This is a genomic window from Cutibacterium nasicola, assembly GCF_052654715.2.
Map to the genome: position 1 here is coordinate 1,115,640 of NZ_CP199745.2, position 18,915 is coordinate 1,134,554.

Here is an 18,915-nt window from a genome sequence, read left to right on the forward strand (position 1 = left end):
ACCGTCAGTCTAATGAAGCCTCGGTCACCGGCTCGCGGCGTCCACCCCGCGGAGAGCGACGCCAGCCCGTCACCAGGGATGCGATCAGCGTCGGGACCATCGCTGCGAGCAACCAGACCAGCACGGACACCCAGGTGTGGAGGGCGAAATCCACCGGAATGATTTCTCCTGCGTTGGCCGCGGCAATACGCTCGGCGAAGGAGTCCGGGCCGATGAGGACACCCACCCACCAGCAGGCCAGGGCCGACAGACAGGACGACACTCCGGCGGCCAGTACTCCCCAGGCCCCGCGACGGCGCATGAGGACCCAGCTCAGGACGCCGATGATCAGCCCGACGATCAGGCCGACGAAGCAGTAGACGGCGTCGGTCGAGAAGACCTGGATGAGGCCCTCCTCCGTCGTCGAAGCCGCCCCGTCGGATCCCACCGTGTAGGTCGGCAGAATCACCATGGAGTGCCATATCGGAGCAGCAAGTCCGCCCAGGACGACGCCGATTCCCACGACGAGCAGGCTCGATCGCAGTATCGCGAGGCCGTGGGCGCGGGTCGTCTCGTTCATGACTGCCTCCTGGGGATGCACGAGGGGCCGAGCAGGGCCTTGAGGTCGGCCATCAGCGGCTGACCAGGGGCGACCTTGAGTTCATCGGCAAGCTGGAAGGTGGTCGTCACCTTGCCGTCAATGAGTCGCAGTCTCACCTCGGAGCTACCCGGGTGGTTACGAAGTACTCCACGCAGGCCCTCGATGATGCCACTGGTGCATCGTCCGCGACGAAGATCAATCGTCATGGGAGCATTGCTGACATCGGTGAGGTCCAGCAGCCAGACGTCATTTGCCGACATCTCGACGGTCTCATCACGTTCCCTGACGAATCCACGCACCTTGAGAATAGTGTCGACGGCCAGTAATGGCTCCACCCGCTGGTACACCTTCGGGAAACAGGCAATGGTGATGGAGGCGTCAAGGTCCTCCAGGGTGATGGAGGCCCAGATGTCACCGTTCTTGGTGGTACGTCGGACGATCTGGGTGACCATACCGGCGATGGTGTAGCGCCCCTCGTGATGGCCTTCAGGGTTGACGAGCTCAGCCACTGAAATGTCCGATTCGGCCTCCAGAGCAGCTTCCAGACCGCGCAGCGGGTGATCGGAGACGTACAGGCCCAGCATTTCGCGCTCGAAGGCGAGCTTGGTGCTGCGGTCCCAGTCGTCCTCCGGGACGACTCGCTCGACACCCAGCTGGGTGGGTTCGGAGTCGTCCCCCATGCCGAAAAGGTCGTCCTGCCCGTTGGCCTGGTTGCGTTTGATGTCGATGACGGCGTCGACGGCCTGCTCGTAGACCGCCATCAGGCCGCGTCGGGAATGGCCCATGGAGTCGAAGGCGCCAGCCTTGATGAGAGACTCGATGAGCCTCTTGTTGCACACCGTCAGGCTGACCTGATCCAGGAAGCTGAAGAAATCGGGGGCCGGACCGTTCTCCTCGCGGGCTCGAATGATCTCTGCGACAGCGTTTGCACCGACATTGCGGACAGCTCCCAGTCCGAACCTGATGTCCTCGCCGACGGCGGTGAACTCCAGCGAGGAGACGTTGACGTCGGGAGGCAGGATATTGATGTGCTGGGTCCGCATGTCGGCCAGGTACATCGCCATCTTGTCCTTGTCGTCACCAACACTGGTCAGCAGGGCGGCACCGTACTCGGCCGGGTAATTGGCCTTGAGATAGGCCGTCCAGTAGGACACCAGCCCATAACCGGCCGCGTGGGACTTGTTGAAGGCATATCCGGCGAAGGGAACCATGACGTCCCACAGGGTCTGGATGGCGTCGTCGGAGTACCCATGTTCACGCATGCCAGCCTGGAAGGGGATGAAGTTCTCCTCCAGGATGTGCTTCTTCTTCTTACCCATGGCACGACGCAGCAGGTCAGCGCCACCCAGGGTGTAGCCAGCGAGTTTCCGGGCGATCGACATGATCTGCTCCTGGTACACGATGAGGTGATACGTGGGAGCAAGGATCTCGTCGAGGTCCTCCTTGAGCTCGGGATGGATGGGGATGATCGGTTCCCGGTTGTTCTTGCGCTGGGCATACGAGATGTGCGCGTTGGCGCCCATCGGGCCCGGTCGGTACAGGGCCAACACGGCGACGATGTCGTCGAAACAGGTTGGTCCCATGAGACGCAGCAGAGACCGCATGGCCGTGCCATCGAGCTGGAAGACGCCCAGGGTGTCACCTCGGGCCAGCATCTCGTAGGTGTTCTTGTCATCAAGGGCAAGCTCCTTGAGATCGACGTCGACCTCGCGGTTCTCCTTGATGATCTTGATGCAGTGATCCATGATGCCAAGATTTCGCAGGCCCAGGAAGTCCATCTTCATGAGCCCCATCTCCTCGAGCTGGGGATAGGCGAAGCCGGCGATGATCATGCCATCCTTGTCGCGCTTGTGCATCGGCACCAAGTCGAGCAGCGGAGCGCTGGACAGGATGAAGGCACAGGCGTGCACACCGGTGCCGCGGATCAATCCCTCAAGGCCCTTCGCCGTCTCGACGACCTTGGCGACGTCGGGATTGTCGGCAACCAGCTGGCGGAACTCCTGACCTTCGCCGTGCCTCTCGTGAGAGGGGTCGAAGATCTTGCTCAGCGGAACTCCCTTGCCCATGACGTCGGGAGGCATGGCCTTGGTGATCTTGTCTCCGAGGGCGAAGGGGTAGCCGAGAATGCGGTTGGCGTCCTTGACGGCAGCCTTGGCCTTGATCTTGCCGAAGGTGTTGACCTGGCTGGTGTACTCCGCGCCGTACTTGTGAGTGACGTAATCGATGACCTTGTCACGCTGACGATCGTCGAAGTCAAGATCGATGTCGGGCGGGTTGACACGTTCCGGGTTGAGGAACCTCTCGAACAGCAGTCCGTGTTCCAGCGGGTTGATGGCGATGATGCCCGTCAGATAGGCAACGAGGGAACCGGCAGCCGATCCACGCCCCGGCCCGACGGGCACACCCATGGAGCGCGCCGCATTGCAGATGTCGGAGACGACGAGGAAGTAGGAGGAGAATCCCAGAGGCTCGATGACCGACAGCTCGGTCTCGAGACGGTCGAGGACCTCCTTGGGCGGGTTCGGACCGAACTTCTCGTCCATCCCCTCCTGCAGCTTCTTGCGCAGCCAGGACTCCTGAGTCTCCCCCTGAGGGACGTCGAACTGCGGCATCCGATCGACGTACTCGAAGACCTCGTTGTAGGACCCGATCATCTCCGTCAACAGCAGGGTGTTGTCGCAGGCCTCAGGATGATCGGCGAACAGCGCCCTCATCTCGTCAGAGGACTTGATGTAATAGCCCGACCCATTGAAGCGGAAGCGGTTCGGATCGTCCTTGTTACGACCCACACCGACGCACAGCAGCGAGTCGTGAGCGTCAGCCTGGTCCTCGGTGACGTAGTGCGAGTCATTGGTGACCAGCAACGGAATGTCCAGCCGCTTGGCCAGCTTCAGCAAGTCAGAGCGCACCTGCTTTTCGATGGGGACGCCGTGGTCCATCAACTCGCAGAAGTAGTTCTCCTTGCCGAAGATGTCTTGGTAGGCACCCGCGGCTTGGCAGGCCTCCTCGAACTGCCCCAGGCGCAGTCGGGTCTGCACCTCGCCCGACGGGCATCCGGTGGAGGCAATGATGCCACCGGGATACTGGGACATCAGTTCGCGGTCCATGCGGGGCTTCATGTAGTAGCCCTCGTAGGAGGCCAGGGAGGACAACCGGAACAGGTTGTGGAGCCCCTCCGGGTCCTTGGCCCACATCGTCATGTGGGTGTAGCGGCCACCTCCGGACACATCCTTGCCGCCCTCCGCATCCGGATCGCCCGCGTCGCGGGAGGTTCCCCAGAATTCCTGCACCCGGGACTTGCGAGTACTCGGGGCAACATAGGCCTCGATACCGATGATCGGCTTGACCAGCGGGTTCTGATCTCCGTCGTACTTCTTGGAGATCTGGAAGAATTCGTAGGCACCGAACATGTTTCCGTGGTCGGTCATGGCGACCGCCGGCATGCCCTGACGAGCCACCTCGGCAAAGAGCTTCTCGTTGCTGGCAGCACCATCCAGCATCGAGTACTCAGTGTGAGTGTGAAGGTGGACGAAGTCGGATCGGGCCACGGACAGTCCTTTCACGAACCGACCGGAATGGAGGTCACTCCGGCCCTGGGTGGTGCTGACTCGGACAGACTAGTCCGCACCACCGACCGGAGCGACCCGACCACTCACGTCGGGCGGCGAACGACGAAGTCAACCTGCATCCCACCGGCCAACTGGGACACCAGATCCGTGTACGGACCAGCAATCTCACCAACCCTGACGAAGTCCCCGTCAAGCCTGTCGTCATGCACCATGAGGTGGACCTCACCACGATATTTTCCCATGGTGTCCATCTGGAGGGATCCGGCCCTGCGGCACCCGGCGTTGGGGGCGTCACGAAAAGACTCACGCTTCCGTACCCGCTTCTCATGATGCTGCCCGCAATTGCGACGATTCACGCCCCAGACTGCAAAATTCGCGATTTCATACGGATGTCATCGTCGAACTGTTGTTCACTCATCTTGTTTGCCACCGCGTACGAACTGCATCAGCCTCTATTCTGCAAGCGCTGGCAAGGGCTGCCCGCAATGCTGGTCAGCCCAGCAGGCAGCCCTTAACCTCATGTACGGACGTTGAGTAAGCCGAGGTTCAGATCCTGGATAATCAGGAATTCACAATTCTTTGCCCCATCTGCACAAGCCGAATAAGTCGAATCATTTGCTCAATAAGGGACTGTTCAGTCATGGTCGTCATGATTTGATCCTGAGCATGAACAAGAAGAAGTGACATCGGCAGTGACCCATTCAGATCTCGAGTGATGAGTTCAGTCTGAACATCATGAGCAGTCTTCAAGTATTTTTCTGCGTCGATCATACATTTTTCACTCTCCGAAAATTCTCCGGCGTGAGCCTTATCAAGAGCGTCATACAGCAACGACCGAGCCGAACCAGCATTAGTAATTATTTCAAAAATAGAGGCTTCAATATCCTCCATTTCAAATTCTTCGTCTTGACGCATCACAATCTCCTAGCAACAGGACAAATTATTCGTTAGGCTCTTCGAGCTCTTCTTTCTTCAGTTGACTCCTGTCATACATCCTCATGAATGGATAATAAATCACAGTAGCAATCAAAATGTTCAACAGGCAAAGCACAATACTTCGCCAGTCGCCACCGGTTGCCAAAAAAGCGCCTATCGGAGCAGGAAGCGTCCATGGAGGCTGCACTGCCATATAGCTCACCAACCCCCAACTAAATGCACACCATGACACCAGACAAAGAATCAAAGGGGCCAGAAGAAACGGAATGATGAAAAAGGGATTCATCATAACCGGAAGTCCAAACATGATCGGTTCGCTAATATTAAACAGAGCAGGAACCGCTACTGCTCGTGTTATAGATTTTGTATATTTCGCCTTCCCAACTAAAAACCCAGCAATCACTAGCCCTATTGTCGCGCCGGAACCGCCTATCGACACAAACCACTGAAAAAAGGTCTCCGGTGCGATGTGTGGAGCGGGAGAGCCCACGGCAACTGCGCTCGCATTATCGCTGAGGTACTGCAACCAAATCGGCCGGGCAACTGATCCGACTACCGAATCACCGCTAATACCAAAAAACCACAGAAACACTACCAAAAACGCCGGCACTAATACACCAGGCAACGAATCACCTGCTGTAACCAGAGGAGCCAACCCGACCCGTACGATGTCAATAATATCGATACCTAGGACGACAGATACCAGTGCCATGACAACCATTATGGTAAAAGCCGGTACTACTGCCCCGAAAGACTTGCTTACTGATTCAGGCACCTGTTCAGACATCCTAATGGTTAAATTATGCTTGTAGCATACTCGCATCACCTCAACAGCTAATAGAGCCAAGATCATCGCCGGAAATAATCCTTGCGATCCCAGACTCTCGAGATCCAAGAAGACTCCATCACCAATTGCTTTCGGAGTCAGGCTTAGCAAAAATGCGGCAACACCCAACTGACCACCAGCAAGTCCATCAAGATCGTAACTCCGAGCGAGGCTTGAACCGACACCGAAGCATACATATAACGACATTAGCCCAAAGGTCATGCGGTATGGAACTAGAATTTGGTCGATATGCGCTTTCGCCCAAATAGCGAGTCCGGTAGTTTCTGGCACAGGCGGAGCAGCTATGATAAGGACAAAACTTCCCGCAATAATGAACGGTATAGCAGAAATAACACCGTCGCGAATAGCTCGAATATGCCGCTGCTCAGAAACCATGGACATCGGTCCAGCGACACGCCTGTCCAAGAAGTCAAAGAACTTCTCCATTGCGATCACCTTAAATGTTCCTTGACGGTCTTAATTAGCTCCGAACCTCCGAGCGGACCATAGGCGACCGGAGGTATCGAACAAATCGGAGTTCCGCACTGTTCGGCGTACTCTCGAAAAACCTTCATTCTATTTCTTACTTGGGGAGCGACTAAAATCAAATCCCAATTTCCTGTCGATATTTCTTCCTGCGCCTGTCCAGATCCAACAGCCTTGGCATGAACGCTTTCACCTATCTTGTTAAATTCTTTTTCTAGATTCTTTAACACAATCGCACTCGACATGCCACCAGAACAAATCAGCAACACATTTGACATAACCGATACTCCTTGATTGTAGGTTTAATTACTTTCTGGTTGCGATGAAATCATGAAGCCAGTAGTAGCTATCCTTCCGCAACCTGTTATAACTACCATGGCCTTCATTGTCAGCATCAACATAAATAACGCCGTATCGTTTCTCCATTTCACAGCTTCCAGCGCTCACGATATCGATAATTCCCCACACAAAATATGCTTCGACATCCACGCCTTCCCGTACAGCCAACTCAACTTGGTTCATATGGTGTTCGAGATATGAAATTCTGTAATCATCATGAATTCGGTTATCAGGACTTACTTTGTCGCGTGCGCCTAACCCATTCTCGGCGACCATCACAGGCTTTCGATATCGGTCGTACACCTTATGGGCGGCAATCCTTAGCCCAATTGGGTCTATCTGCCATCCCCAGGCAGTGGCTTCAAGGTTAGGATTTTTGAGTGAAGCTACCAAGTTCCCCGGAACTTGTTCCCGCTTTTCATCCACACTGCAGATTGAAGATGAATAATAAGAAAAAGACACGACATCACATGTATTCAATTTCATCGCGTCGCGGTCGTCTTCAGTAATGTCCAGTTCGACATTATGTTCAGACAAAAACCTACCTGCGTAATACCCGTATTCGCCATTTGCTAGCACATCAGCACACCACCACTGATTGATCTGCTCGTCATGAACTAGTTTCATGTTGTCTTCAGGGGTGGGATGCAGAGCATAGTAGTCGAAGCAGCTCACCATACAGACAAATTTTCCCGGCACGCCTATATCGCGACCATATTCTGTTATTAGTGCACTCGCTACCATTTGATAATGAAGACCATTGAATACAGAATTGTAGTCATACGCATGATCATCATTGCCAATTATTCCCAGTCCATTAAATGGGCTGAAATATCCGGCATTAATCTCATTAATAGGGAGCCAGTAATCCACCTCGCTACCCCATCTATCAACGACATATTTCGCCATTTTTAGATAGAGGTCGATGACGTCGCGATGTTTCCATCCTCCGTATTTGTCGACTATCGCAAGAGGGAGCGCATAATGATTAATCGTAATAAAAATCCGGATACCAGCATCAGTAAGACAACGAATGACACGATCATAATATGCCACACCAACTGGATTAGGTTCATCTTCAAACCCAGTTGGGAACAAACGAGCCCAGCTAATTGATAGTCGATATATGTCTAAGCCAAGATCTATGATCTGGCGCAAATCAGACTTCCAGTGCTCGTAGCCTCTCGAGCCGACACGAAAGGGGTATACGGCGTCATCTGCACGGGCTTCTTTTGCATTCTCGACATCATCCTGAGTGAGAAGACGCGTCTGCACCGTATCGTTCGCCGTCCGCGGTATCCATCGACGACAGTCTTGGGTATCGAGCCCCTTCCCATCACAGAGCCCACCTTCATACTGACTAGCAGCAGTAGCGCCACCCCACAGAATACGGTTCATCTCATGCTCCTATCCGCATCAGCATCATGCGACGATCTCCGGCCCCTTATCAACCAGAAGCTATTGGCATCCACCAGCCGTTTCATCTCTTCCGGTGTCATGCTCCGATCCTTAGCAATCTCAGCTAGGGGTGCGCACACATCATCGGGCATCATCACCTCGGTGTGCCACAGTTTCCAAGGCCGATCGATTCGTGTTACGACGGCCCGATGAATTTTATCCACCGAAACAGATTTAATTCCATACCCTGCATTGATATCGGTGTGTGAACCATTGGAAGACCAGTAGTGCAGGATGCTCATAGTATTGCCATCCTGGTCACGCTCACAAGACTTTCCTAGAACAACCACCATGTGACCAGACTCATCTTTTCCTATCTCATCATTCCAGAAGATCTTCATGAAATCGAATTTGTGAATAGTGTCGAACGGAAAATTTCGGTGGCACGAGTTTCTGTACTCATCTGCTGTACCGATGTACATGTTGGTTCCGATTCCCAATTCACGAACAAGTTCAGCGACGCCCGGTCCATTCGCGTTGGCTCGGCCCCACGCACCAACTCCATCGGCTTGAATCGGGTACGCTCGATTCTCGACGGTGTAAGGCTTCAGGTACTCCCACTGTTTCTGTGGGAGAACGTGATCACAGGCATTTTCGTACATTTCAATACTCTTCAGTAGCAGAAGATAGACCGCCGAAGAACAGAACGACGGCGTTGCGAGCTGTGGATTCACCTCAACCCCAGATTCCGAAACGTTAACGGCGCGGTCCATTCCCGCCCAAGTGGTTTGCTGGAAACCTGGAGGAATATTTCTTCCTGTGTGATATCCACCACCCACGGGAAAACACTTCAATGCGCCTTCCATGGATTCTTTCCACATTGTTGTTGGTTTTCTACACGCTGCTTTCGATTCCAACGTGAACTCCGGACTCATGGCCGCCGCCACCGACGCTACACACGTGCCCAGAATCAGCCTTCTTCCCATAATAGGACCGCTAGCGTTCATCGTCATCCCTTCCTTAACTCCTACTGCATTTCTAATTGGGACGTAATTTCATGTTTGGGGAGGTCCAATCCTTTCGATCGTCCTGCCTCCCAACATGCCCCAACTACCGGATGACTTGCGTACATACACCCGCCCAACGATTGTTCAACCATGCTCCGTAACGGGTTGGGACGCACACCGTTGTGGTCAATTCTCGGGGCGAACAAGCCTCCTGCCAGGATTACACGGTTAGCGCTCAGGGTTTTCACAGTTGCTCTTAGTTCGGATGCTGCAGAAGCGACGATGAACGACGCGGTCTCGTCGTCGCTCGCAGACAAAACAATGGGCGCAAAACCTGCCACGTCGGACGGCCGGAGCTCTTTAGTCTCAGCAATGAGGTCCTGCAAACTACATCCGGCAGGCAAGCCAAGAGCGTTGACAACTTCACTAGTAATGGTGGTGTGAGGACCTCGTCCGTCGAGGTCTGCAGCGGCAGCTCTCAAGGCTTTTCTCCCGATCCAGTAACCGGAACCATGGTCGCCAAGCAACCATCCGGCACCGTCTCGGCGATCAACCCAGTGCCACTCCGAGAAACGACCGGCTATCGCTCCGGTGCCTGCCGCAAGAATGGAACCATCACCCGATGTTGCGGCTGACCAATATGCGATTTCTATGTCGGTCGCCACACGAGGGACGACGCGTAGACCGGCAGTGCGGAACGCTTCCTCAACACTGTCCCGAACATGGCGGTTACCAGCCGGACCTGCGCCAGCCGCCCCAACGACAGCTGCTTCCACACGTCCGACCGCAGACTCGGTTAACAGGGCCGTCAAGCAGTCGTTGAGAGCCTGCGACAACGTCGGTCGGCTGATACGAGCAGCACGTTGATATCCCAGTATTGTTCCATCTGCGTCGGTGACGAGGGATCTCACACTCGTTCCACCAATATCGACACCCAAGAAATTCATATCAAGACTCTTTTTCGCGCCTGTCATAGTTCCGCATTAAACATTAAACATATGTCAATATATAAGATTGATTTTTATTCTGTTCTCAACACTGATTTCTATCTACAATTCCGCTTATCTCAAAGATATCCAACTGTGACTCTTTTTTAGAATCCACAAAACCACATGGGGCGATATTCTGGTAATTTTGAATAACGCGACCTACCCCGCGGAAATCAAGTACTCAGAGCACTGAAGAGCCACGCTTCCAGCGTGTTGATGTCGTGCAACAGTCACTTGTTCACGCAAAGTCCGGAACGATCCCCTAGCCTCACTGAACACCCCGTCGAGGCCCATGATGGCCTCAACGTCGGCAGCGTGTGGGGAGACGAGGTTGAGCCGCAACCGGGTCATGCAAATGGTGAACGACTCGACGTTGCCAGGACCACCAACCAGGTCAAGTACTCTCTGCGCGCATTCTTTGTAATCCATGACGTTCTCCTGAAACTCAGTTGTGAGGATGGTCCTCGTCGACAGCGGCGCGAACCGCTCCGCCAGATGTCGTCAGTCGTTCTCGGGCTTGTGCCGCCGTCATGTCCAGCAGGATCATGACGATGGCCGTCTTGGCGTGACCGTCAGCCTCATGAAGGGCGATAACGGCCTGGTCCCGGGTGCATCCCGTCGCGGACACGACGATGAACACAGCACGTTGCCGCAGTTTCTCGTTGCTCGGAGAGACGTCGACCATGAGGTTCCCGTAAGTCTTGCCGAGCCCGACCATGGTCGCCGTGGAGATCATGTTGAGGACGAGTTTTTGTGCCGTTCCGGCCTTCAGACGGGTCGACCCGGTGAGCACCTCTGGGCCGGCGTCGATCTCGACGGGCAGATCGACCTCGTCACTGATGAGGGCGTCATGGTTGCAACACACTGACGCCGTGTGGGCACCGGCCTGCTTGGCGGCGCGCACCGCTCCTATCACCCACGGGGTGCGCCCGGAGGCAGCGAGCCCGACGACGACGTCGTGGAGCCCGGGATGCAGGGCATTGATCTCCTCAGCCCCGCGCTCCTGGTCGTCCTCCGCTCCTTCAACTGCCTGGAACATGGCTTGCTGGCCACCGGCAATGAGACCGACGACCATGGTGGGATGTGTGCTGAAGGTGGGAGGGCACTCGGCAGCGTCGAGAACCCCAAGCCGCCCACTCGTCCCCGCCCCGGCATAGATCAGCCGACCACCGGCCGACAATCCCGCCACCGCAGCCTCGACGATCGCCGCAATGGCAGGAAGCTGCCGGGCGACGGCATCAGGAACACGGTGGTCCTCATCATTCATGACGCGAAGCACCTCGAGGGTCGTCAGCTGATCAAGACCCTCGCTGGCCGGGTTCCGACCCTCCGTGGTGGTGAGCCTAGTGAGATGGTCCATGGACTCGCCTCCTGCGACGACGAAACTTCGTGGTTCCATGTATTGAAACCACGCCCTCTGTACAACGGTGTGGGCCACATAGACCACACTGTCTTCCTGTGGTCCGCATTGGGACCATGCAGTTCAGATGACGTGAAACGATATTACACGAGTATCATTGTTTACGGAAGGGCATTTCATATGGCTGGCAGTCTGTTGCCTCGCATTGACATGGCCAGGTCCACCATGCGCCCGGCGGAGGCGCAGGTTGCCGCAGTGGTCCTTGCTGAACCGGACTGGGCACTCGAAGCATCAACCAGCCGGCTCGCCGAAGCTGCCGGGGTATCCCCCGCATCCGTGGTGCGCTTCTGTCGTGCCCTTGGGCTCAAGGGCTGCCGCGAATTGCGCGCCGAGCTTGCCCGTGACCTGTCTCGCCGCAGCATTGAGATGGAGCGCTCGTCGGTGGCCGAGGGCACCATCTCGCTTGACGACACCTTGGAACAGATGATCTCCAAGATCGCCTTCCATGAGGCTCGCACCATTGAGGACACCGCCCGATCGGTGGACCCGGAAGAGCTCGAAGCTGTGGCCGGCGCCATCTCCATTGCGCCGCGGACCGTCCTCTTCGGAGTCGGTTCCAGCGGGCTCGTGGCCGACGATCTCTCCCAGAAGCTGGAACGCATCGGTCTGGTCTGCCAGCATCACAACGACACCCACGTCCAACTCGTCCATGCCGCACTGTGCGGACAGGCGTGCGTCGCCGTGGGGATCTCGTTCAGCGGTAGCACCCAGGAAGTCGTCGAGGCTCTCACCGTGGCTCGGGCCCACGGTGCCACGACGGTCGCCATGACGGGAGTGCCCCAGTCCCCCGTCGCGCAGCTGTCGGATCACGTTCTCGTCACCCCAGCCCGCGAAACCCAGGTCCGGGCCGGAGCGATGTCTAGCCGAATGTCTCAGTTGGCCGTCATCGACTTCCTCTTCGCCAGGGTCGCTCAGCTGTGCATGGACGATCTTGAAACCCTCCTGACCAGCACCCGAACGGCAGTCAGCACTCACCGGACCTGAGGTCCTCACGTAGACTTGAGCCATGTCGTCACAGACCCTGACAAAGACCTGGAAGTCAATGTGGTGGATCCCCCTCACGAAGGGGATCCTCGCGATCATCGCGGCGGTCGTGGCTGTCGTCTGGTCCCACCAGACCATGGAAGCCCTCGTGGTGATCGTGGGGGTCTACGCCATCGTTGACTCCATCATGACCCTCATCAACGCCCACGCCCTCCACGGCATGGCCGGCACCGGGCTCATGAAGGCCTGGGGAATCATCGGCATCATCGTTGGCCTCGTCCTCGTCATCCACCCCGGATTCTCCCTCCATGTCATCGCCATTCTCATCGGCGTGTGGCTGGTTCTCCTCGGCGTCGCGGCGACCGGTTTCGCGCTGCCCATGAGGTTCATCGCCGAGAAGGCCTGGGGCTGGATGCTCGGCGGTGGCGTCGGACTGTTCGTGCTGGGCATCATCATCGTGGTTCACCCCGGATTCGGTGTGGTGGCGATGAGTTGGCTGCTGGCCATCGGTGTCCTGCTCTACGGAGTCGCTAACATCGCCATCGCAGTAGGGCTCCGAAAGGTCACGAGCTCGATTGTGTCGGCGGTGCGTCGAAACCCGCGCAACACCGTCATCGAGGGCGAGGTCGTCGATTCCCCCAACACTTCTCAGGAGCCCTCGAACCATCGCGAACTCCCGTGAGATGAGTCCGACGTCATCAACCAGGCAGGCCTCAGCGACGAGTCCGTTCGGTGGTTCGACGGCCGGGCTGTGACGCATGTTCGTCGACCGACGTGGATGGCCCAGACCGGCTCGACCATCGTGATCGTTCCAGTCCACTCGGTGTGCCCGAAAGTGGCGGCACTCGGCCCGCCGTGCACGTAGAACCTGTTCGTCCAACACACCTTGGTGGAGTACTTGAGAGCCAGATCCGCATGATGACGTCGTACCCACCGGAATCCACTGCAGGGCGAGCAGTCGGCCACCGGCGTGGACGGCGCTGATGTCCCAGAGCCGCCGCACCGCTCCCAGACCCAGCCGATGCTGGGCGTCAGAAACGATCGTCAATGAACGTCAAGGTAGCGGCCACGACGAGGTCAATGGTGAGGTGGGTCTGCGTCGCAGATCGTCATTCATGACGAAGCATCAGACGGAGGGCGGCCCACGGCGATCATCGTGCTTGTCCTGCATACCGAGGTCGTGATCGAGACGGTCGTCCAAGGACCGAGCCCGGCGCTGGGAGGCCAGACAGGCCCACCAGACCCCGGCACCGATGAAGCCCAGGAAGGACGCGGCCCCACCGAAGGCACCCAGGACGAAGCGCGGATCGCTCAGGCTCGATGCCGTCAGCCCGACGACGTCAAGCACCATGAAGAGGGCGACGCACACCCACGTCAGCACCTCGGCGTGGTGAATCGCCGAATCGAGATCCTGCTCGTCCTCGTTCATCCCAGCAACCTCCTCCCACTCGGTGTACCTTGACGAACCCACAAGGCTTCATCCTGTCGAGCTCGGACCATCATCTGACGATCAGAGGGCTTGACCGGTTTGGGCAGTACCGACGGCGAACCCTTGAGATACGCGTCAAAGCCGTTGGCCACCGCCCGTCCCTCCGCGATGGCCCAGACCACGACAGACTGGCCACGACCCGCGTCGCTGCAGGCGAAGACTCCCGAGACGTTGGTTTCGTAGTCGTCGTTCCGGACGATGTTTTCGCGACTGTCGAATCCCCGACCAAGCTCCTGGACGACTCCATCATGCTCGGGGTGGGCGAATCCCATCGCGAAGATGACCAGGTCAACCGGCCGGTCGTGTCGATGCGGCCCTGATCGAGCCACTCGTCATGAGGCCTGACAGAAGCCAGTCGGGCCTTGATCTGGGACATGCGTCGTCGTGGACGGTGGTCGAAGGTCATCAGTACTCCTTTCGACGCACGCAGGTGTGTTGCACATTCTGTAAACACACTCGGTCCGAGAGACAGGTTGTCACACGGTGACCACTCCTTGACACGAATGTCCGCGTTGTGGACTCATCGAGACACAGCTACTCACCCTGAGCGGCTGGGCGCCCGCTGCACTCGTCATCCTTGCCGTGACGGCGCTGCAGGATGATCAGGATGACGACCGCGCCGATGAAGACCATCAGGGCAGTGACGTCGTTGAGCCGCCATTGTCCCACGTGATGGGCCGGATCAATGCGCAGCCGCTCCACCCAGAAACGACCAAAGGTATAGACCGCTACGTAAAGGGTGAACAAACGGCCATGGTCGAGCTTCCGACATCGATCCGCCCAGATCAGGAATGCTGCTCCGGCCAGGTTCCACAGCAGTTCGTACAAGAAAGTGGGATGGAAGGTGGAGTATTGCAGGTACCCCGAAGGTCGATGGGCAAGGTCGATCTCGAGTCCCCATGGCAGCGTCGTCGGGCGTCCGAAGAGCTCCTGGTTGAACCAGTTCCCGAGACGTCCGATGGCCTGAGCGGCCAGGATGCCCGGTGCCAGGGAATCGGCCACCGGGGCGAACGTTATCCCCTTGTGTCGGCAGTACAGCCAGATCACCACGCTCCCCAGGGCGATGGCACCCCAAATACCCAGGCCACCCTCCCAGATGTAGAAGCAGTGGTACCAGGTCCGACCGGGACCGAAGTAGAGCTGATGGTCTGTGATGACGTGGTACAGGCGCCCACCGATGATGCCAGCGACGACCGCGAGGGCACACAACTCCTCGAAGTGCTCCTGCTTACCACCTCGGGAGAGGTAGCGACGCTCGCCACTGACGTAGGCAATGATGATTCCGGCCAGAATGCACAGGGCGTAAATGTGAATCGTCAGCGGTCCGAGGTGAAAGGCCTCGACCGATGGGCTGGGGATCGACAGCAGGTTCACTGGAGTCGCGCCCGCCGCACTCCGGACACCAGGTCATCGACGATGGTGCGCATCCGGTCGATACCGACGTGTGCAGTCTCCCCTTGCTCCTCCGCCTCGACGAGGGCGCGGACAAGAGCGGACCCGACGATGACACCGTCGGCGAAGGAACCAACCCCAGCTGCCTGGTCACCGTTGGAGACGCCCAGACCGACGCCAACGGGAATCTGTGAGCTGACGGCCTTGACGCGAGACACCAGTTCGGGGGCGGCTGAGGAGGTCTGGATACGAGTTCCCGTCACCCCCATGACGGAGGTGGCGTAGACCCAGCCACGGCAGGCGGCGACGGTGGAGGCCAACCTCTCGTCGGTCGAGGACGGGGCCACCAGGAAGACTCGGTCCAGACCATGGGCCTCCGACACCGCCATCCACTCCTCCGCCTCGTCAGGAGTGAGGTCAGGGGTGATGAGCCCGGCCCCGCCGGCCGATGCCAGATCTCGGGCATAGGCGTCAACCCCGTAGTGCTCGACGAGATTCCAGTAGGTCATGACGACACACGGGGTGCCGGTGTCGGCCACCGCCTCAGCAGCGAGCAGGGTGTCACGAGTGCGCACCCCGCGCTCGAGTGCTCGAGTGGTGGCGTGCTGGATGACGGTCCCGTCCATCATGGGGTCGGAATAGGGCATCCCGATCTCGACGAGATCGACGCCGATACCAGTCGTACCGGTCGTGAGAGCCTTCATGGCGTCGATGGAATCGGGTACCGAGGGGTGCCCCACCGGCAGGTAACCAACCAGGGCCGGACGATTCTCCTCACGGGCCTTCAGGTAGGCACTCGCACTACTGGTCATTCCATACCTCCGGTGGTGGCGTCAACACTGCCGTCGATGTCGAACCACGCGAGAGCGGTGTCGACGTCCTTGTCCCCTCGTCCCGACACGGTGACGATGACGATCGGCGGCTCACCGTCGTGGTCCGGCAGGTCCTTGGCAATCCGCAGGACGCCGGCCACGGCGTGAGCCGACTCAATGGCGGGCATGATGCCCTCGGTCTGGGTGAGGGTGCGCAGAGCCTTCATGGCGTCGCGGTCGTTCACGGGGAGATAGGTGGCTCGCTTGTTGGCGGCCAACCAGGAGTGCTCGGGACCGACACCGGGGTAGTCCAGGCCGGCCGAGATGGAATGGGACTCCATCGTCTGACCGTCCGCGTCCTGCAAGATGTAGGTGCGAGTGCCGTGCAGCACGCCGACCGAACCTCCGGTGATCGACGCGGCGTGACGTCCGGTCTCGAGGCCGTCGCCGCCAGCCTCGAATCCGTAGAGGCGAACCTCGGGGTCGTCGATGAACTGGGCGAAGGAGCCGATGGCGTTGGATCCGCCGCCAACACAGGCACAAACCGCGTCCGGGAGTCGCCCCGTGCGGTCGCGACACTGCTGGCGCGACTCGACCGAGATGACTCGTTGGAACTCGCGCACCAGCTTTGGGAACGGGTGCGGACCCGAGGCAGTGCCGATGAGGTAATGGGTGTCGTCAACGTGGGCGACCCAGTCACGCATGGCCTCGTTCATGGCGTCCTTGAGAGTACGAGAGCCAGCCTTCACGGCGACGACCTCAGCGCCCAGGAGCTGCATACGAGCGACGTTGAGAGCCTGACGCTCAGTGTCGACCTGGCCCATGTAGATCCGGCACTCCATGCCCATCAGGGCCGCCACGGTGGCCGTCGCCACCCCATGCTGACCAGCACCCGTCTCGGCGATGAGGCGATGCTTGCCCATCCGTCGGGCCAGCAGGACCTGCCCCAGCACATTGTTGATCTTGTGTGAACCGGTGTGATTGAGGTCCTCACGCTTGAGCAGGACCCGGACCTCGCGACCGGTGTGCTCAGCCACGTACTCGGAGAACCGGGGAGCCTCCGTCAGAGGGGAGGGACGCCCCGCGTAGTCACGACGCAGTACATCCAGCTCGGCATGGAAGTCAGGGTCAGTGAGGGCGGCCTCGAAGGTCTCCTCAAGCTGGTTAAGGGCAGTCTGAAGTGCTTCGGGGACGAAGCGGCCACCAAAAGCGTCAAAGTGGCCTTGGGCGTCGGGCAGGTCTCGTGCGGACATGGTCATCCTTTCCGTGGGATGTCAGGGGGTCAGACGGTGGCGTCATGGATCTCGCGAAGCACCTGGGCTGGTTCCCGTGGCGAACCAGCATCTCCCCCACCAGCACCGCATCGGCACCACATTCATGAGCCTCGACGGCGTCGTCCACGCAGAGGATTCCGGACTCGGCCACCTTGACGGCGTTCTCTGGCAATTCACCGAGAAGGGTGCCGAAGATGGCGCTGTCGACGTCGAGGGTCTTGAGGTTGCGCGCGTTCACCCCGACGAGGCGGGGGTCAAGGGCTGCTGCCCGAACGGCCTCTTCGGGGGTGTGCACCTCGACCAATGGGGTCATGCCCAGCTCGGTCACAAGGCCGTGGAGGCGTCGCAGCTCGTCGTCGGGCAGGGCAGCGACGATGAGAAGGACGAGATCGGCGCCGTGCGCGCGTGCCTCGAGAACCTGGTACTCGGTGACGACGAAATCCTTGCGGAGAATCGGAATGTCGACCTTCTCACGCACCGCGTCGAGGTCGGCGAGGGATCCTTGGAAACGACGCTCCTCAGTAAGAACACTGATGGCGGCTGCTCCGCCAATACGGTACTGATCGGCCAGCGCAGCAGGATCGCCTATCGTCGCGAGGTGGCCCCTCGACGGACTGGACCTCTTGACCTCGGAGATGACCGACAGACCAGGAGCGGTCAGACGGGGAATGGGGTCGATGGCGGGTGTGACGAGTTCGATCGCCTCGCGAAGATTGTCCGAGGTGATCATGAGCTGACGCTCATGCAGGTCCTCGAGAACACCAGCGATGATCTCGTCAAGAACTGTTCCGGTGGCGGTGGGCGACATTCAGCGCGCTCCGCCGTCACCCGCGGCCCGCATCACCAGGGTGACGACACCGCCAAGAAGGACGAGAGCACCGCCAACAGTGCAATTGGTGCAATCAGCGCTCATGGTGTTCCCTTCGGTGGTCAGGCGCGGAACGATCCACGCAACTGCTCGATGATGCGGGTGAACTCCCCGAGCTGGTCAGGGGGAGCCGTCGGATACCCGCAACGCGGCGAATTCAGTAATAATCCTATCCTGATCAACCGCCGGAGCAGACGTGACGACCATTGTGCGAGCCACTCCCGTCCTCATGTGCCACCTGACCGGAATACGATCCCGCCGATTCGACGTACTCGGGTTCTGCCTTGATCAGAGCCCGCGGTTGAGTCAGGGACTGTGACAGGGTGGGACCTTCTCCTCTGTCCACAGTGTCCCACGCCGATCGCGGATCTGCGACCAGTTCTCCGGTGCAACAAGCCGACCAACAGGCCTACCCATCGTCATGGAGTGACAATCATCAGTCCGCCCGTGACGCGCGCACCCGTCAGCCCGATTCCGGTACACTCCATCCAGGTGTGCCGGGAAGCGACGCTGACAAGAATGACAGCCAGGATCGGGGAGGCGGCA

At 58.5% G+C, this 18,915-nt stretch carries 16 protein-coding genes and 4 pseudogenes; 2 read left to right on the forward strand and 18 right to left on the reverse strand.

Annotated features, from left to right (window positions below; genetic code table 11):
* Positions 1-4 precede the first annotated feature (4 nt).
* The 11 genes and pseudogenes from ACUCCZ_RS05135 to murQ form a co-directional block, all read right to left on the reverse strand.
* Complete coding sequence (locus ACUCCZ_RS05135; RefSeq protein ID WP_435916550.1) at positions 5-559, reverse strand: hypothetical protein; 555 nt, start codon at positions 557-559, stop codon at positions 5-7.
* A complete protein-coding gene (gene dnaE, locus ACUCCZ_RS05140) occupies positions 556-4,128 on the reverse strand; it encodes a DNA polymerase III subunit alpha (protein ID WP_435916551.1) in 3,573 nt (1,190 codons plus the stop codon). The genes ACUCCZ_RS05135 and dnaE overlap by 4 nt, the downstream gene beginning before the upstream one ends.
* A gap of 104 nt (positions 4,129-4,232) precedes the next feature.
* On the reverse strand, positions 4,233-4,505 hold the full coding sequence (locus ACUCCZ_RS05145) for a hypothetical protein (RefSeq protein ID WP_435916552.1): 273 nt from the start codon (positions 4,503-4,505) through the stop codon (positions 4,233-4,235).
* Positions 4,506-4,710: 205 nt separating this feature from the next.
* Positions 4,711-5,040 (reverse strand): PTS lactose/cellobiose transporter subunit IIA, encoded by a 330-nt coding sequence (locus tag ACUCCZ_RS05150; protein WP_435917006.1) that lies wholly within the window; start codon positions 5,038-5,040, stop codon positions 4,711-4,713.
* 49 nt (positions 5,041-5,089) lie between these two features.
* Positions 5,090-6,367, reverse strand: coding sequence for a PTS sugar transporter subunit IIC (locus ACUCCZ_RS05155; RefSeq protein WP_435916553.1), 1,278 nt, complete (start codon positions 6,365-6,367; stop codon positions 5,090-5,092).
* Positions 6,364-6,642: a PTS sugar transporter subunit IIB gene (locus ACUCCZ_RS05160; protein ID WP_462981559.1), complete on the reverse strand. Its 279-nt coding sequence runs from the start codon at positions 6,640-6,642 to the stop codon at positions 6,364-6,366. The genes ACUCCZ_RS05155 and ACUCCZ_RS05160 overlap by 4 nt, the downstream gene beginning before the upstream one ends.
* A 61-nt stretch (positions 6,643-6,703) precedes the next feature.
* Complete coding sequence (locus ACUCCZ_RS05165) at positions 6,704-8,134, reverse strand: glycoside hydrolase family 1 protein (protein WP_435916555.1); 1,431 nt, start codon at positions 8,132-8,134, stop codon at positions 6,704-6,706.
* Entirely contained in the window at positions 8,131-9,147 is a 1,017-nt protein-coding gene (locus tag ACUCCZ_RS05170; RefSeq protein ID WP_435916556.1) for a Tat (twin-arginine translocation) pathway signal sequence, read from the reverse strand. The genes ACUCCZ_RS05165 and ACUCCZ_RS05170 overlap by 4 nt, the downstream gene beginning before the upstream one ends.
* Before the next feature lie 14 nt (positions 9,148-9,161).
* Positions 9,162-10,088 (reverse strand): N-acetylglucosamine kinase, encoded by a 927-nt coding sequence (locus ACUCCZ_RS05175; RefSeq protein ID WP_435917007.1) that lies wholly within the window; start codon positions 10,086-10,088, stop codon positions 9,162-9,164.
* A gap of 300 nt (positions 10,089-10,388) precedes the next feature.
* Positions 10,389-10,559 (reverse strand): annotated as a pseudogene (locus ACUCCZ_RS05180) (PTS transporter subunit EIIB); the annotation flags it as partial.
* 16 nt (positions 10,560-10,575) lie between these two features.
* Complete coding sequence (gene murQ / locus ACUCCZ_RS05185; protein ID WP_435916557.1) at positions 10,576-11,490, reverse strand: N-acetylmuramic acid 6-phosphate etherase; 915 nt, start codon at positions 11,488-11,490, stop codon at positions 10,576-10,578.
* Between the two features lie 180 nt (positions 11,491-11,670).
* Here murQ and ACUCCZ_RS05190 point away from each other — a divergent pair, with 180 nt between their 5' ends.
* Positions 11,671-12,534: a MurR/RpiR family transcriptional regulator gene (locus ACUCCZ_RS05190; protein ID WP_435916558.1), complete on the forward strand. Its 864-nt coding sequence runs from the start codon at positions 11,671-11,673 to the stop codon at positions 12,532-12,534.
* Between the two features lie 22 nt (positions 12,535-12,556).
* Positions 12,557-13,216, forward strand: a complete 660-nt coding sequence (locus tag ACUCCZ_RS05195; RefSeq protein WP_435916559.1) for an HdeD family acid-resistance protein — start codon at positions 12,557-12,559, stop codon at positions 13,214-13,216.
* 444 nt (positions 13,217-13,660) lie between these two features.
* Here the strand turns inward: ACUCCZ_RS05195 and ACUCCZ_RS05200 are convergent, their stop codons facing one another.
* From ACUCCZ_RS05200 to ACUCCZ_RS05230, 7 genes and pseudogenes are all read right to left on the reverse strand, one after another.
* Entirely contained in the window at positions 13,661-13,963 is a 303-nt protein-coding gene (locus ACUCCZ_RS05200; protein WP_435916560.1) for a hypothetical protein, read from the reverse strand.
* Positions 13,960-14,328 (reverse strand): annotated as a pseudogene (locus tag ACUCCZ_RS05205) (hypothetical protein); the annotation flags it as partial. The gene ACUCCZ_RS05200 and the pseudogene ACUCCZ_RS05205, both read right to left, overlap by 4 nt.
* 229 nt (positions 14,329-14,557) lie before the next feature.
* The gene (gene lgt, locus ACUCCZ_RS05210) at positions 14,558-15,397 is read right to left on the reverse strand and encodes a prolipoprotein diacylglyceryl transferase (RefSeq protein ID WP_435916561.1); all 840 of its coding nucleotides are present in this window, start codon (positions 15,395-15,397) and stop codon (positions 14,558-14,560) included.
* A complete protein-coding gene (trpA, locus tag ACUCCZ_RS05215) occupies positions 15,394-16,227 on the reverse strand; it encodes a tryptophan synthase subunit alpha (RefSeq protein WP_435916562.1) in 834 nt (277 codons plus the stop codon). The genes lgt and trpA overlap by 4 nt, the downstream gene beginning before the upstream one ends.
* A complete protein-coding gene (gene trpB / locus ACUCCZ_RS05220; RefSeq protein ID WP_435916565.1) occupies positions 16,224-17,480 on the reverse strand; it encodes a tryptophan synthase subunit beta in 1,257 nt (418 codons plus the stop codon). Before trpB ends, trpA begins: the two co-directional genes overlap by 4 nt.
* Before the next feature lie 29 nt (positions 17,481-17,509).
* A pseudogene (trpC, locus tag ACUCCZ_RS05225) lies at positions 17,510-18,309 on the reverse strand (indole-3-glycerol phosphate synthase TrpC).
* Positions 18,310-18,530: pseudogene (locus ACUCCZ_RS05230) on the reverse strand (HGxxPAAW family protein). It abuts the pseudogene before it with no gap.
* Positions 18,531-18,915: the final 385 nt, after the last annotated feature.